This window comes from Clostridium sp. cel8 (genome assembly GCF_014050525.1).
GTDB lineage: Bacteria > Bacillota > Clostridia > Clostridiales > Clostridiaceae > Clostridium_B.
On record NZ_JACGAG010000011.1, the window covers coordinates 60,806 to 76,467 of the forward strand.

Sequence of the window (15,662 nt, forward strand, 5' to 3'; positions counted from 1 at the left end):
CCAATGAAAAAGGCGAAAAATTATCTTGATTATATTCCAATAATAAATAAAGAACATAAGTGGAATATTGATGAAAATGGAATAGTAACAATTACAATAATCAATAAAGGATTTTTCAACAGGATAGCTCAAATATTTTTTAAAGCACCTAAAAAAAGTGAAATAAAACTAGATGAATATGGCAGTATGGTTTGGAAATGCATAGATGACAAAAAAAATATTGGTGAGATTGCAAATGAAGTGAGAAAGAATTTTGATGATAATGATAGTATATTTTATGAACGATTAATAAAATTTTTCTATATATTAAAGCAAAATAAATTTATAAAATATTAATTTAAAATACCTGTAATATTTAGATATAATCTATTATTACAGGTATTTTTATCTTTTAAAAATTTATTCAAGCTTTATTTAAAAACTACTCTACTGTAACTGACTTAGCCAAATTCTTAGGTTTGTCTACATCGCAGCCTCTCTTAATAGCCATATAATATCCAAGAAGCTGAAGTGGTATTACTTCTAAAACTGGTGCAAATAAATCATTTATTTTTGGCAAGTAAATTATAGAATCAACTTCACTTTCTACCTGCGAACTTCCTTCTATTGCAAGTGCTAAAACTTTGGCACCTCTTGTAGTAAGTTCTTTAACATTGCTTAACATTTTTTCAACTAGCTTTTGCTGAGTTATTCCTGCAACTACTATAGTTCCATCTTCAATAAGAGCTATAGGACCATGTTTCAATTCTCCACCTGCATAAGCTTCAGAATGAATATATGATACTTCTTTTACTTTTAATGCACCTTCCATAGCTACAGCATAGTCAAGTCCTCTTCCTATATAGAACATATCTCTGTTATTGTAGTTATCATCTGCAAATTTCTCAACAACAGATGTATCTTCAAGGATCTTTTTAGTCTTTTCTGGAAGTGTAAGCATTTCAGCTTTTAACTTTTCAATTTCAGAATTACTTAAAGTTCCTTTATTTTGTGCAAAGAACAATGCTATTGTATACATTACAATAAGTTGTGTTACATAGGCCTTAGTTGAAGCTACTGCAATTTCAGGTCCAGCCCAAGTGTAAAGAACATCATCTGCTTCTCTTGATATTGTACTTCCAACAACATTAGTTACTGCTATTGTTCTTGCGCCTTTTTTCTTTGCTTCTCTAAGTCCTGCAAGTGTATCTGCAGTTTCACCTGACTGACTTACTGCTATCATCAAAGTCTTATCATCTATCATTGGATCTCTATATCTAAATTCTGATGCTGTATCAACTTCTACAGGCATCCTAGCAAGTTTTTCTATTACATATTTACCTACAAGTCCTGCATGATATGCAGTTCCACAAGCTACAATATAAATTCTATTTATATCTTGTATCTGCTCTTTTGTGATATTTATATCATCAAGAGTAATAGGTTTACCTGGTACAATCCTTGAAGTCATTGTATCTTTTATTGCCTTTGGCTGCTCGTTTATTTCCTTTATCATAAAATGATCATAACCGCCTTTTTCAGCAGCATCTGCATTCCATGTTACATGAAATACATCTCTCTTTATCTCTTTCTTTTCACTATCTAGGATCTTTACTCCACTTCTATCTAAGACTACAAATTCATTATCATTTAAAAGATAAACATCTCTTGTATAATTAAGTATTGCAGGTATATCTGATGCTATAAAGTACTCCTTGTCCCCAAGCCCTACTACCAAAGGACTGTCTTTTCTTGCTGCAACAATTTTATTTGGCTCTCTTGAGGAAACTACTCCTATAGCATAACTTCCCTTCAGTTTTGATACTGCCTCCATAACAGCATTTGTCAAATCACCTTTATAAAAATAATCTATAAGATGTGGTACAACTTCAGTATCTGTATCAGAAAGAAATGTATATCCTTTGGATTTAAGCATTTCTCTTAATTCAACATAATTTTCTATTATCCCATTGTGAACTACGCTTATTGTTCCATCTTCATTTTTATGTGGATGAGCATTTATATCAGAAGGCTCACCATGAGTTGCCCATCTTGTGTGTCCAATACCTACAAAACCTTTAAGTGGTTCACTGTCTAATTTATTTTTTAAATTTAAAAGTCTTCCTTTACATTTAGTTACATTTATATGATCATTATCAATTATAGCAACACCTGCAGAATCATAACCTCTGTATTCAAGCTTACTTAATCCTTCCACTAATATTGGTGCTGCATCTCTGTTTCCAATAAATCCTACTATTCCGCACATATTAATCTTCCTCTCAAAATTTAATAATTTAGATTTATCCTGCTTATAAGACTATATTTAGTCTATATTTTATCTTGCAGTGCAAATTAGCATAAAATTTTACATGACAATAAGACTCTCCAACACACTAAATTTAAAAAAGTGTACGAGAAATAGACCTATTTAATACTCTTTTTTTAACAGGATATAATTTATATTTGATTACAGGGATATAGAAAATATCCCTAACTCAATGAATATTGAGGTTTTTACACCAGACTGATGTTGTTTCAGGAATCACTTCCTGCTTTTATCAGTCGTTAACGGTAGTGCGTATACCGTGGGGCACCCGCCGAAGATTCGATACTCCCCATCCTCGTCAACTTAAGCAAAATTACAAGTTATTTTTACTTAAGTCCTGGCGCTTTAATTTTATATATTATTATTTAGCTATCACCTGCTTTCCACATAAATAAGTTTGTTAAATATTCTTTCAATCCATTATATGATTTAAGACTATTTTTTGTCAACTATTACATCGTTAAAAAAATTATCTTACTTAATCTAAGACATAAACGATCCCACTAAATGTAAGTAAACAAGCGCTTTTACATCTTTAAACCTGAAATTATTAATTTTATATTAACAGCCTGTTTTATAACAATATATTGTATTATAAACATAAAATGTAAACCATCCGTCAGGTTTACATTTTACATTAATATACAAAATACATTTAACTTTATTTAAGCATTTGCCTTAGTTTCAATAAGACTTGCAAGATCATTTGCCATTTTATCTATTTCAGATTGTACTTTACCTTCAAGCATCACCCTGATAAGAGGCTCTGTTCCAGATGGTCTTATTAAAACTCTTCCACATCCATCAAGTTTTTCTTCCATCTTTTTAATTTCACTTACTATTTCTTCATCTTTTAAATATATATCCTTTTTATCATTTGCAACATTTGCATTTACAAGTACCTGTGGAAGTTCTTTTATAAATGATGCAAGCTTTGAAAGTGTTTTACCACTTTCCTTTACTATAGATGCTATTTTAAGACCTGTAACAAGTCCATCACCTGTTGTGTTGTGATTAAGCATAATTATATGCCCTGATTGTTCTCCACCTAAAACATAATTACTATTTTTCATCTCTTCAAGTACATATCTGTCTCCAACTTTTGTTTTTACAGTTTTTATTCCTTCTTTATTTAATGCTATATCAAGTCCAAGATTGCTCATAACAGTGACTACTACAGCATTATGGTTAAGCTGACCCTTTGACTTTAAGTATTTTCCTATTATTCCTATTATGAAATCGCCACTTACTAGGTTACCATTTTCATCTACAGCAAGACATCTGTCTGCATCTCCATCAAAGGCAAGTCCAAAATCACATCCCTTTTTAACAACATAATCCATAAGTTCTTCTGGATGAGTTGATCCACAATTTTTATTTATATTTATTCCATCAGGATCATTATTTATAACATAAACATCTGCTCCCAATTCTTTAAATGCCTTAACTGATGTTTTAGATGAGGCTCCATTTGCACAGTCAAGTGCAATCTTAAGTCCTTCTAAATTAGTATCTATAGTGGATTTAGCAAATTCTATATAATCAGTAATAGCTTTGTGAGATTTATTTGTCTTAACCCCTATATGCTCTCCTATGGGTAACTCTACTCCCTCAAAATCACTTTCAATAAGTCTTTGTATTTTATCCTCCAACTCATCTGAAAGTTTATATCCTTGTCCATTAAAAAATTTAATTCCATTATATTCTACAGGATTATGCGATGCTGATATTACAACTCCAGCATCCGCGCCATATTTTTTAGTTAAATAGGCTATTGCAGGTGTTGGAATAACATCCACACATATTGCTTTTGCACCGACTGAAAGTATTCCTGAAACCAGTGCTCCTTCAAGCATATCTCCAGATATTCTTGTATCCATTCCAACAAGTATCTTTGGACTTCTAGCTCCTTCTGTTAATACACAAGCTCCTGCTTTTCCAAGTTTATATGCTAACTCACAGGTTAACTCTTTATTTGCAATTCCTCTAACTCCGTCAGTTCCAAACATTCTATGCATAAAAATACCTCTCTTATCAATTGTTAATGTAAAATTAAAAACATTCATGTTATATTATATTATACTAAAAACATTTGTACAATCTTATTTAATCAAAGGGTCTATATTTAGATATTATTTTTTCAGCTACCTTAATGCCATCAACTGCAGAAGACATTATACCACCTGCAAAACCTGCACCTTCACCACAAGGATATAATCCTTCAAATGATATACTTTCCAAATTCTCATTTCTAGATATTCTAAGAGGTGCAGAAGTTCTAGTTTCTATTCCAGTTATTACTCCATCACCTTTAGAAAATCCTTTTATCTTTTTCTCGAAATTTATAAATCCCTCTTTTAAAGCTTCACTAACCTTATCTGGAAGACATTTTCTCAAATCTGCAAAATTATATCCTCTTTCATAACTTGGCTTAACATTTCCGAATTTACTTGACACTGTATCATTCAAAAAATCCCTTATAAGCTGTACTGGAGCTTTATAATCTCCTCCTCCAGCCTTATATGCAAGGGACTCATAGTATCTTTGAAACTCCATACCACTAAGAGGCATATCATTTTCAAAATCATCTTTTCCAACAGATACAACTATAGCTGAATTTGCATTTTTACCATCTCTTTTATAATTACTCATACCATTTGTAACAACTCTCCCATCTTCAGAAGAAGCCGCTACAACTTGACCTCCAGGACACATACAAAAGCTATATATTCCTCTACCATCTTTACTTCTTGATGTAAGCCTGTAATCAGAAGCTTTTAGTTTTGGATGCCCTGCGTATCTCCCGTACTGATTTACATCTATCATCTCTTGCAAGTGTTCTACTCTTACTCCAATTGCAAATGGCTTTTGTTCCATAAACACATTTTTCCTAAACAACATTTCATATGTATCACGCGAGCTATGACCTATTGCAAGTATTAAGTTACTACATTGTAATTTTTCTTGTCCTAATACAATTGCTTTAATCTTTTTATCTTCAGTCACAAAATCAGTAAGTTTAGTATTAAAGAGCACCGTTCCACCCATTTTTTCTATTTCTTTTCTTATATTTTTTACAACTGTCTTTAATATATCAGTTCCAATGTGAGGCTTACCACTGTATAGTATCTCCTTTGGTGCACCATACTTTACAAAAGTTTCAAGAATCATTCTACATCTTTTATCTTTAGTTCTTGTAGTAAGTTTGCCATCTGAAAATGTACCTGCTCCGCCTTCTCCAAATTGTACATTTGATTCTGTATTTAACTTTCCTGTACTCCAAAATTTTTCTATACTCTTTTCCCTATTTTCTACACTTTCTCCTCTTTCAACTATAATAGGTCTATATCCAAATTTAGCTAGCATAAGGCCTGAAAACATTCCTGCAGGTCCCATTCCAACAACAACAGGTCTATTTTCAAGTTTTTCTTCTCCAGGTTTAACACTATATACTTCATTTTTTTCTAAAATTACATCTTTATCATTAAGCTTTGATACAAGCTTTTCTTCTTCTGACAATGAAACTTCTACAGTATAATTGAACTTTATCTTGTTCTTTCTCCTTGCATCTATGGACTCCCTAAGTATATTAAATTCTTCTATATCACTTTGAGATATTCTTAACTTTTTAGCCGCCTTTTTCTTAAGGATTTTTATATCTTCATTTAAACTTATTGTTAAATTATTTATTCTAATTGACATTATTTATCCTCCGATTTTTTCTTAATAGTAACTTTCACATTTTGTGGATTTTTAGATACAATAGAAACCCCATCAGGAAGAGTAACATTTACATTAAAATCTTTCTCTCCCTCAGATACAGATGATAGATCAACATAACATTCTATATCATCTTCCTTTAAACTATCTATAATACTTGATTCACCAGAAACCACAATAGAAGCCGTATCCTCTTCTAATTGTGCTTCATAATCTTTACTTAAATTTTTCGTTTTTATTTTAAATTCTAGATTCTTTTTCGAAATTTTTTCATCGGAATCAGATTCTGTAAGATCTATTTTTAAGTTTACATATTTATTATTATCTACAAGATTTACTCCAATTGGAAGAGACAGCTTTGCACGGACATTTTCATCTCCTGAAACCTTACTTAAATCCACTGTTTCTGTATCTATACTATTTATGGAGGAAATAATTTCTTTATTTCCCGATATAGTAACTTTGTCAGGTAAACAACTTATAGATTCAACTTTAGTACCTTCTTTAACAGTTCCAGTTGTCTTAATACTTACAGGTACACTTTTAACTTTTCCAAGTTGTATATTTACCCATACATATTTTGGACTTATAGTTACATTTTTAATTACCTCTCCAGAAGAATCTTCTGCCTGAAGAGCTACATTAACACTACCACTTTTATTTATATTCTCTATATTATATCTTGCTGCAATTTTATTAACATTAGATATATATTTAGATGCACCTGACACTTCAGCCTGTTTCACGCTTATAGTAGAATTTACTGCATTAAGCCCTTCTTTAGTTTCACCTTCTAAAAATAATTCTATTGGCAAAGTCTTCTTTACAATTGAATCCAACTTTACACTCACCCATAAGTTCTCACTATTTACTATGCTTATATCTTTAGGTTGTTTCTTTATCTCTACAGGCACGTTGTTATCCCCTTTTTTTAATACATAGGAACCTATATCACATTCAAGGCTAAAATCTTCAGATTTTATAGAATATATTTCAGATACATTTCCTTTTATATCAAGTGTAACTTCTGAATCTTCTCCATCTATTTGCACTAAATTTGATTTGGCAAGCGCACTTTTGTTTACTATATTAACAGGCACAACAATCTTCCTCTCCTTTATAGGATTTTTCACATTGTATATGTAAAGCCATAATATAAAAGAAACAATAATACACAAAATTCTTATCAGGATTTGGTCTTTAGAAATTTTTGTTTCCATCTATTCACCTTCTCCCTAAAGTTTAGATTCTTTTGAAGTCTATTTTTCATTATACGAATCAGTAAATTATTAAGTCTATCTTTTGTATAATTTCTTGTGATTCTTCCGTGTACTGCAAGAGATATTATTCCTGTTTCTTCAGATACAATAATAACTAAAGCATCTGACTTTTCTGATATACCAATTGCTGCTCTATGCCTAGTACCTAAATTCTTATTCAAAGTATCATTATGTGTTAAAGGAAGAAAGCACCCTGCCGAAATTATTCTATCATTCCTTATTATCGAAGCACCATCGTGCAAAGGTGTATTTACTACAAATATATTTTCTAAAAGTGCAGAAGATACAATTGCATCTAGTCTAGTTCCCGTCTTTATTATATCCTCAAGCCCTGTTATTTGTTCTATTACAATCAAAGCACCAGTATGGCTCTTTGACAAATTCTCAACTGCATTTACGATCTCAGTTATTACCTTTTTCATTGTCTTTTCGTCATGGAGAATTCTTCTATCAGTAAATGCACTTCTTCCGAGATGTTCTAAAGCACTTCTTATTTCAGGTTGGAATATGATTATGATTGAAAGAACTCCAATAGTCAAAGTTTTTGTCAGTATCCAATTTAACATAGTTAAATTAAAAAAACTGCTTATTGGTATCAATAATATTAAAAGAATTATTCCTTTTAACAATTGTTCCGCTCTTGTTTCTTTCATAAGCATATATACTTTATATAAAATATATGATACAACAAGTATGTCCATTACAGATGAGAAATTCATATGTTTTACTGAATTTACTAGTAATTGAAGCAGTTCCAATCATCTCACCATCCTTAAAAATATCTATTTATAATTATACACTATTTAACATTATTTAGACATGAACATAATTTTAATTTTAAATACAAAAATAAACAGCACCAATAATAATCGATGCTGTTATTTTAAATAAATATAACCTGAACTAAAGTAAAATTTTCCCTGCAGCTATCATGTAAACAGCTATAATTGCAAGAATTAGTAAAACTGATACTATAATCTTCTCTACTTTTGTAAAAGCAATTTCATTTCCTTCTTTTCTAGCTTTATAAAAAACTAAAATTCCTCCTGAAAGCAATATAGTAAGAAGCAACATATAGTTTAAACCTGCTGCATCTATAAGCCAAATCGCATATATAACTGATAAACCTGATATAATCATATCCCTTATTCTTATATTGCTATCCTCTATATCATATGTTTCCTTAGTTATAGTTAATTTCAATCCATATAAAGCACTGAAAAAATATGGTACTAATACTACAGTACTTGAGATAGAATATAGTATTTGATATGAACTTTTAGAAAAGAAAGCCACTATTAAGAAGGCTTGAGTTACTAAATTTGTAACTAAAAGAGCATTTTTAGGTGCACCATTCTCATTTTCTTTTGTAAAGAATTTTGGAAATACCTTACCTTTTCCTGCTGCATAAGATAATTCTGCACATATCAAAGTCCATCCAAGAAATACACCTAATAACGATATTATTAAACCTAAATTTACTACTATAGCACCCCATTTACCAACCATAAATTCTAGGGCATATGCCATAGAAGGACTCTTTAAGCCAGCTAATTGAGCTTGACTCATTGTTCCAAGTGCTAATAATGATACTAAAATATAAATAACAAGCACTCCTAATAATCCTATTACAGTAGCTTTACTAACGTCTTTTCTTACTTTCGCTCGTTCTGAAAATACCACTGCACTTTCTATACCAATAAATGCCCATAAAGTTACAAGCATTGTGCTTTTTACCTGTTTTACCACACTTCCAAGGTTTGTATTCATATTACCCCAGAAATCCATAGTAAATATATCAACTTTAAACATAATTATTGATATGATTATAAATACAAATATAGGTATAAGTTTTCCAATAGTTGTTAAAACGTTTACCCATGCAGCTGTTTTTACACCTTTTAATATAAGTGCATTAACACTCCATATTAGTATACTTTCACCTATAATTGCAGGCAAATTGTTTCCAGTACCAAATATAGGGAAAAAATATCCTATTGTACAAAAAAGCATTACCAAATATGAAACGTCTCCTAACATTGAACTAACCCAATGTCCCCAAGCACAATTAAATCCTATATATTCTCCAAAACCTTCTTTAGCATAACTATATATACCACAATCTAGATCCGATTTCCGTTGGGACAAATTCTGAAATACAAAGCCAAGTGTTAACATTCCAATTCCAGTAATAACCCATGCTATGACAATAGCACCAGCACTTGCTCCTTTTGCCATATCTGCTGGAAAAGAAAAAGCTCCTCCACCAATTATAGAACCAATTACTAATGCTATTAATGGTATAAGTCCTAATTTACCTTTTTGTTGATTTTCCATATTAACGCTCCTTCTTATAAATATTAATAATTTTCTAACTTTTATGAATTCATTTCTTATGGATTCTGCTTTATTAAGAAAATTATCGCCAGATAAATTATATCTGGCAATAAAAAGATTGTAACCTAATATTATTTTATCTTATTTTCACTTTTATTCTATTAACAAAGAACTTATATACTGTAAATAGTGATACGTTATAGGATGTTATATTTAAAACTACATTGTTAAAGTTGTTCCAGTTAAGCCTGCTATGGCTTCTTTAGCTTTTCCAAGTGAAGTAATAACTGACTCTCTTCCTGGTTTTGATTCTACAAAAGTAAGAGCAGCTTTTACTTTTGGAAGCATTGAGCCTGGTGCAAAATGTCCTTCTTCAATGTACTGTTTAGCTTCATTTGCTGTCATTTTCAAAATATTTTTCTGATCTGGCTTGCCAAAATTAATTGATACTTGTTCTACTGCAGTTAAAATAACTAGTTTATCTGCATCTAGCAATTCTGCAATTTTTTCTGAAGCAAAATCTTTATCAATTACAGCAGAAACTCCTTCAAATTTTCGATTTCCTCTATCAACCACAGGAATACCGCCACCACCTACTGTAATAACAACATGTCCACTATCAACTAAAGTTTTAATTACAGGTTCCTCAACAACAGCTTTAGGTAATGGTGAAGGAACTACCCTTCTCCATCCTCTATTTGCATCTTCTTTCATAATATATCCTTTTTCATCCATAAGCTTTTTAGCTTGTTCTTCTGTAAAAAAGGATCCTACTGGTTTAGTTGGATTTTTAAAAGCTGGATCATTTTCATCTACTACCACTTGGGTAATTACTGTGGCAACTTCTTTATTTAAATTTCTTTCTTTAATTTCTTTCTTTATTGCCTGTTGAAGCTGATATCCTATATATCCTTGACTCATTGCTCCACATTCTGGGAAGGGCATTATTGGATTTTTCTCATTTAGTGTTGCTGCTGTTTCATATGTTGCAACCATCTGTCCAACCTGAGGACCATTTCCATGGGTTATTATAACTTCATGTCCATCTTCAATAAGATCAACTATTGGCTTTGATGTCTCCATACATGTTTTAAGTTGTGTTTCAGCTGATTTATCCTTTGGATTAGCTTGCAATGCATTTCCACCAAGTGCTACTACTATTTTTGCCATATTCCAATCTCCTTCCTAATTATTCTCCAAGTGTAGCAACCATAACAGCTTTTATGGTATGCATTCTGTTTTCTGCTTCATCAAATACTACTGAGTATTTACTTTCAAATACTTCATCTGTAACTTCCATAGAATCAATTCCAAATTTATCGTAAATTTCTTTTCCTATCTTTGTTTTAATGTCATGGAAAGATGGTAAACAATGTTCAAATATTACTTTCTCATTTCCTGTCTTCTTTATCATTTCCATATTTACTTGATATGGCTTTAAAAGTTTTATTCTTTCTGCCCATACTTCATCAGGTTCTCCCATAGACACCCATACATCTGTATATAAAACGTCTGCATTCTTTACTCCTTCATCAACGTCATCAGTTATTGTTATCTTTGCTCCAGTTTCCTTTGCTACCTCTTTGCACTTAGTTAACAATTCTTCTGCAGGGAATAATTCTTTTGGACTAACTATTCTAAAATCCATACCCATTTTTGATGCACCAATCATAAGTGCATTTGCTACGTTATTTCTTCCATCTCCAACATATACAAATACCATTTTGTTATATGGCTTATTCAAGTGTTCTTTTGCAGTAAGAAAATCTGCAAGTACCTGAGTAGGATGATCAGCATCAGTAAGTCCATTCCATACTGGCACTCCTGAATATTTAGCTAAATCTTCAACAGTTTTCTGAGAAAAACCTCTGTACTCGATTCCATCATACATTCTTCCAAGTACTCTTGCAGTATCTGCTATTGACTCTTTCTTTCCCATCTGACTTCCTGTAGGTCCTAAATATGTTACATTTGCTCCTTGGTCCATTGCTCCTACTTCAAACGCACATCTTGTCCTAGTAGAATCCTTTTCAAATAATAGAACTATATTCTTTCCTTTAAGTTTTTGTTGTTCTGTTCCAGAATACTTTGCCTTCTTAAGATCCGATGAAAGATCAAGCATAAAATTTATTTCCTTTGTTGTAAAATCCATTAATGTTAAAAAGCTTCTGTTTCTTAAATTGTACATTTTATTACCTCCTAGAATGATTATGATTTATTCTAGAATGTGAGTTTCAAAATAAATCACAATAATTCAAAAAAGCTCTTAAAATAAAATTTTAAGAGCTTTTTTCACTATTATATTAATTTTTATAAATCCTGGCACTTAAGTATAAGACCTTCAAAAAATTTATTTATAGAAACTTTTCCTCCTGTTTTTCTCTTATGATTTATAAAATCCATTTCAGCTTTTACATTAATAAAATCGAAAAGTACATTTGCGTAAATATGGAAAATATCATCACTATAATCCGCAATTCCCATACTAGCTATATTAGTAAGTCCAACTTTTATTGCTCTTCTTACTCTTTGTTTCACTACCTTAGAATTATCTCCTAAGTAACTATTTAAATCATCCAAATTACACTCTACAAAATTTTTATTATTTTCTATAAGATATAAACATATTTTAATTATATCATTTGTCCCTTTCTCTCCTAACATTCCAAGCATTCCTAAAATATGTTTTATCTTAATTAAATTTCTATTTTTATTTTCTTTATTCTTATCTGGAGTTTTAAACATTTGGTTTATTTTAGAAAGCATACTTACCATTTCTACCTTTTCTGCAACTTTTGAAACTACCTTTTTTACCTCAATTTTATTTATGGGCTTGTTTATAAAAAATTCTATTCCAGCTTCATAAGACTCTCCTCTTAATTCACTATCTAATACCTGAGATATCATAATAAAATAAATGTCTGATCTCAAAGTTTTAATTTTATTTACAAGAACGTTTCCATCCATTATAGGCATAAGGAAATCTACTTCCTCTACATATATCACCAGTTTCTCTATTGAATTTTGTTGAAAATCCAGGATTAAAAATATAATCTAAGTTTTTATCCTTTATTCCAGATCCATTGTCTGATACTATGAAAGTATATTCATTATACCTTTTACTGATAATAATTCTTATATATCCATTTTTCCCCTCTTCAATAGCTTCAATACCGTTGTAAATTAAGTTCCTTATAATGGATACTAGATAGTAATGTTTCTCTACGCTGAAATTATCATATATCTTGCAATCTAAGTATACATCTAGTCTATTTCTTCTTATATATTCCTTTACATCAGCTTCAATAATATTCATAATATCTTTAATATCCATCTTAATATTATCATGTCTTTTATCAAACATTTCTTCTAGCCCCTGTATAACGCTTATGTAATCTTTCTTTATTTCATGAACATTTCTTGCCACGTCCAAAGATGCATTTTCAAATTTAGTTGGATAGTTATTTTCCGATAAAGTTTTATAAAGAAAATAAGCCTTTTTCATTACATCTTCAATATCTCTTTTATTCTTTTTCATGAAATATACTTCACTTTTAATTTTTGAAGTAATAAGTACTAAGTTTCTATATCTTTCTTCATGTTCTTCTCTTATAAGTAAAAAACTGTAATACCTAAGCAATAATATTACACATACTGCAATAGTAGATCTTATAAAAGCTATAATTACTAAATCCTGAAATATACTATACTTATATCCCTGGAAGCTCATAAGTATACTCACTTCTAAAACATTAGCAATAAAGTCACTTAAAACAATTGAAACAAAAAAATTAGTTAAATTTGAATCTATCTTTTTCCAATATAAAAAATAATACAATAAACCATATGTAAAATAAAATAAGATATCAGTAAAAACAGGATTCACTACTTGATATATATTAGTATTACTAATATACATAACAAAACCTCTATAAAGCGGTCAAACTATTCCAATTATAAATGTTAAATATAGAGGATTGACCTCTCTATTAAAATAAAGAACAACAGGCAATACAATTACAGATAATGTTATTGTAAATCCAGATACAAACAAATTAAAATATACCTGTGAACTAAGAGCAATGCACATAGCAATTATAAAAATAGTTTTTATTTTTTTCATAACATCCCTCCTTTTGATATTTGCAATGTATAATTATATATTACAAATATTTCATATATTATAGTTATCTTTCCTTTTATTTTACATTGTTAATGTTTTCACGTCTATAGCAAATACTATTTTATAAAATTTTAATAAAATATATTAAAATTTGTATTTTTTTTTATAAAACGGACACAATATCATTAGCCTAAGTTTAACAAAAAACACGGGGAAACCAGAATAATTGGGGTGAATCGTATTTATAGTAGGTTATGCCTTTACCGAACCCGTCAGCTAACCCCGTAGGTAACAAGGAGAGGATATATTTGAAAAAAATTTTTTGTTTTGTAATTTTGTTGTTGCTTCTCTTTACTCCATTAGAAAAAATATATGCTAATTCTAAAGATGACAAAGACACAAATCTTTTTAATGGGAAAGAAGAAGTAGTTCAAGTATTCAACTATTCAAATCAAAAATTATATATAACACAAAAAGATGTGGATTTAATGGCAAAGGTAGTATATGCTGAAAGTAACTCAGAACCTTTTGAAGGTCAAGTCGCTGTAGCTTCTGTCATACTAAACAGACTTACATACCCAAAGTTTCCAAAGACCGTAGAAGGAGTTGTGAAACAGAAAGGTGCTTTTTCCTGTGTTAGAAATGGAAATATAAGTGTAGTTCCAAATGAAAGTAGCTACAAAGCAGTATCAAAGGCACTAGAGGGAATTGACCCTACTAATAAAGCTACATTTTTCTATAATCCTAAAATAGCCACATCATCCTGGATGAAAGACATTGGTAAAAAAAATGTTAAATCCATAGGACACCATGTGTTTTTCGTTGCGGATTAGTATAATCAATAAAAGTGCTCCCATAATGTACATATTGTGGAAGCACTTTTATATTCAAATTATTAATTTATATTATAACTTTTTAAATATTAATTATCTATTTTTTGAATCAAGATATGAAACAGCACTTAAAGCTGCCACTTGTCCTTGACCTGCTGATTTCATATATTGATACGGTTTCCCAGTACAATCTCCAGCTGCAAAACATCCTTTTATATTAGTTTTCATATTCAAGTCAACTTTTATATGTCCATTCTCAATTTCTAATCCAGGAACAAGCTGATTTGGTGCTACACTATCTTTTAAAACAAATATACCATCAGATTCAATTTCACCATCTTTAAATATCACCTTTTCAGCCTTTTCTTTTCCATCTATTTCAATAGCTCTTTTTCTTATTACTTCTATATTGTCATTCAAATTTAACTCCTCTTTATACATTGGTATATAGTAAACCTTACCTGCAAGTTCACTTACATAATTTGCATCAGCTTCTGCTTCCTTACTATACCCTATAATGCTAACTGTCTTTCCTTTGTAAAGTGGAGCATCACATGTGGCACAATAACCAACTCCTCTGCCTAGAAACTCCTCTTCACCTTTTAGTGGTTTGGTATATTCAATTCCAGTAGCAAGTATTATGGAATCGGCCTCATACATTTTACCATTTGAATCCAATGCAAAATAATCTCCCATAGAATATACTGTATTTATTCTTTCATAAGTTATTGATATATTCAAATAATCTATGTGTTCTTTAAATTTATTCTTAAATTCAAGTCCAGTCATATTATAAAATCCCAAATAATTATTGATTTTAGGAGCCTTTATTATTTTATTACTTAAATCTTCTATTCCAAATATAATTATATTCTTATTTCTTATCTTTGCATTAATTGCAGCAGACAAACCAGCAGGGCCGCTTCCAATTATAGCTATATCGTATCTAGGGCCATTCATATATATCACCTCATATAATATATAAAATTAGCCTTGAGCATAACTCTAAGACCTTCATTCTTCTAGCCCCATGAGGGCTATTTTTTTCTATCACTAAAATT

14 protein-coding genes and 1 riboswitch are annotated in these 15,662 nt (G+C 30.3%); of the genes, 2 read left to right on the top strand and 12 right to left on the bottom strand.

Annotated features, from left to right (window positions below):
• The first annotated feature begins 3 nt into the window (after positions 1-3).
• Positions 4-336 carry a PqqD family protein gene (locus H2684_RS10040; protein WP_182089273.1) on the top strand — a complete coding sequence of 111 codons (333 nt, stop codon included), beginning with the start codon at positions 4-6 and terminating at the stop codon, positions 334-336.
• A gap of 85 nt (positions 337-421) precedes the next feature.
• Here the strand turns inward: H2684_RS10040 and glmS are convergent, their stop codons facing one another.
• The 11 genes from glmS to H2684_RS10095 all read right to left on the bottom strand — a co-directional run bounded on the left by glmS (position 422) and on the right by H2684_RS10095 (position 13,768).
• Positions 422-2,248, bottom strand: a complete 1,827-nt coding sequence (gene glmS / locus H2684_RS10045; protein ID WP_182089274.1) for a glutamine--fructose-6-phosphate transaminase (isomerizing) — start codon at positions 2,246-2,248, stop codon at positions 422-424.
• Between the two features lie 725 nt (positions 2,249-2,973).
• Positions 2,974-4,326, bottom strand: a complete 1,353-nt coding sequence (gene glmM / locus H2684_RS10050; RefSeq protein WP_182089275.1) for a phosphoglucosamine mutase — start codon at positions 4,324-4,326, stop codon at positions 2,974-2,976.
• Between the two features lie 88 nt (positions 4,327-4,414).
• On the bottom strand, positions 4,415-6,010 hold the full coding sequence (locus tag H2684_RS10055; protein WP_182089276.1) for an FAD-dependent protein: 1,596 nt from the start codon (positions 6,008-6,010) through the stop codon (positions 4,415-4,417).
• Complete coding sequence (locus tag H2684_RS10060) at positions 6,010-7,248, bottom strand: CdaR family protein (RefSeq protein WP_182089277.1); 1,239 nt, start codon at positions 7,246-7,248, stop codon at positions 6,010-6,012. The genes H2684_RS10055 and H2684_RS10060 overlap by 1 nt, the downstream gene beginning before the upstream one ends.
• Positions 7,215-8,066 (bottom strand): diadenylate cyclase CdaA, encoded by an 852-nt coding sequence (gene cdaA, locus H2684_RS10065; protein ID WP_182089278.1) that lies wholly within the window; start codon positions 8,064-8,066, stop codon positions 7,215-7,217. Before cdaA ends, H2684_RS10060 begins: the two co-directional genes overlap by 34 nt.
• Before the next feature lie 145 nt (positions 8,067-8,211).
• A complete protein-coding gene (gene arcD, locus H2684_RS10070) occupies positions 8,212-9,645 on the bottom strand; it encodes an arginine-ornithine antiporter (protein WP_182089279.1) in 1,434 nt (477 codons plus the stop codon).
• Between the two features lie 219 nt (positions 9,646-9,864).
• Complete coding sequence (gene arcC / locus H2684_RS10075; protein WP_182089280.1) at positions 9,865-10,815, bottom strand: carbamate kinase; 951 nt, start codon at positions 10,813-10,815, stop codon at positions 9,865-9,867.
• A 19-nt stretch (positions 10,816-10,834) separates the two neighbouring features.
• Positions 10,835-11,833 carry an ornithine carbamoyltransferase gene (gene argF / locus H2684_RS10080; RefSeq protein WP_182089281.1) on the bottom strand — a complete coding sequence of 333 codons (999 nt, stop codon included), beginning with the start codon at positions 11,831-11,833 and terminating at the stop codon, positions 10,835-10,837.
• Between the two features lie 122 nt (positions 11,834-11,955).
• Positions 11,956-12,612 (bottom strand): DNA-binding domain-containing protein, encoded by a 657-nt coding sequence (locus tag H2684_RS10085; RefSeq protein ID WP_243159327.1) that lies wholly within the window; start codon positions 12,610-12,612, stop codon positions 11,956-11,958.
• Entirely contained in the window at positions 12,587-13,564 is a 978-nt protein-coding gene (locus tag H2684_RS10090) for an ATP-binding protein (protein ID WP_182089283.1), read from the bottom strand. The genes H2684_RS10085 and H2684_RS10090 overlap by 26 nt, the downstream gene beginning before the upstream one ends.
• Before the next feature lie 21 nt (positions 13,565-13,585).
• On the bottom strand, positions 13,586-13,768 hold the full coding sequence (locus H2684_RS10095; RefSeq protein WP_182089284.1) for a hypothetical protein: 183 nt from the start codon (positions 13,766-13,768) through the stop codon (positions 13,586-13,588).
• A 177-nt stretch (positions 13,769-13,945) separates the two neighbouring features.
• Positions 13,946-14,074, top strand: a riboswitch (cyclic di-AMP (ydaO/yuaA leader).
• 2 nt (positions 14,075-14,076) lie between these two features.
• On the opposite strand from H2684_RS10095, the gene H2684_RS10100 reads away from it, so the two are divergent.
• Positions 14,077-14,601 (top strand): cell wall hydrolase, encoded by a 525-nt coding sequence (locus H2684_RS10100; RefSeq protein WP_243159328.1) that lies wholly within the window; start codon positions 14,077-14,079, stop codon positions 14,599-14,601.
• Between the two features lie 93 nt (positions 14,602-14,694).
• Here H2684_RS10100 and H2684_RS10105 read toward each other — a convergent pair whose 3' ends face one another.
• The gene (locus H2684_RS10105) at positions 14,695-15,561 is read right to left on the bottom strand and encodes an NAD(P)/FAD-dependent oxidoreductase (protein ID WP_182089286.1); all 867 of its coding nucleotides are present in this window, start codon (positions 15,559-15,561) and stop codon (positions 14,695-14,697) included.
• Positions 15,562-15,662 lie beyond the last annotated feature (101 nt).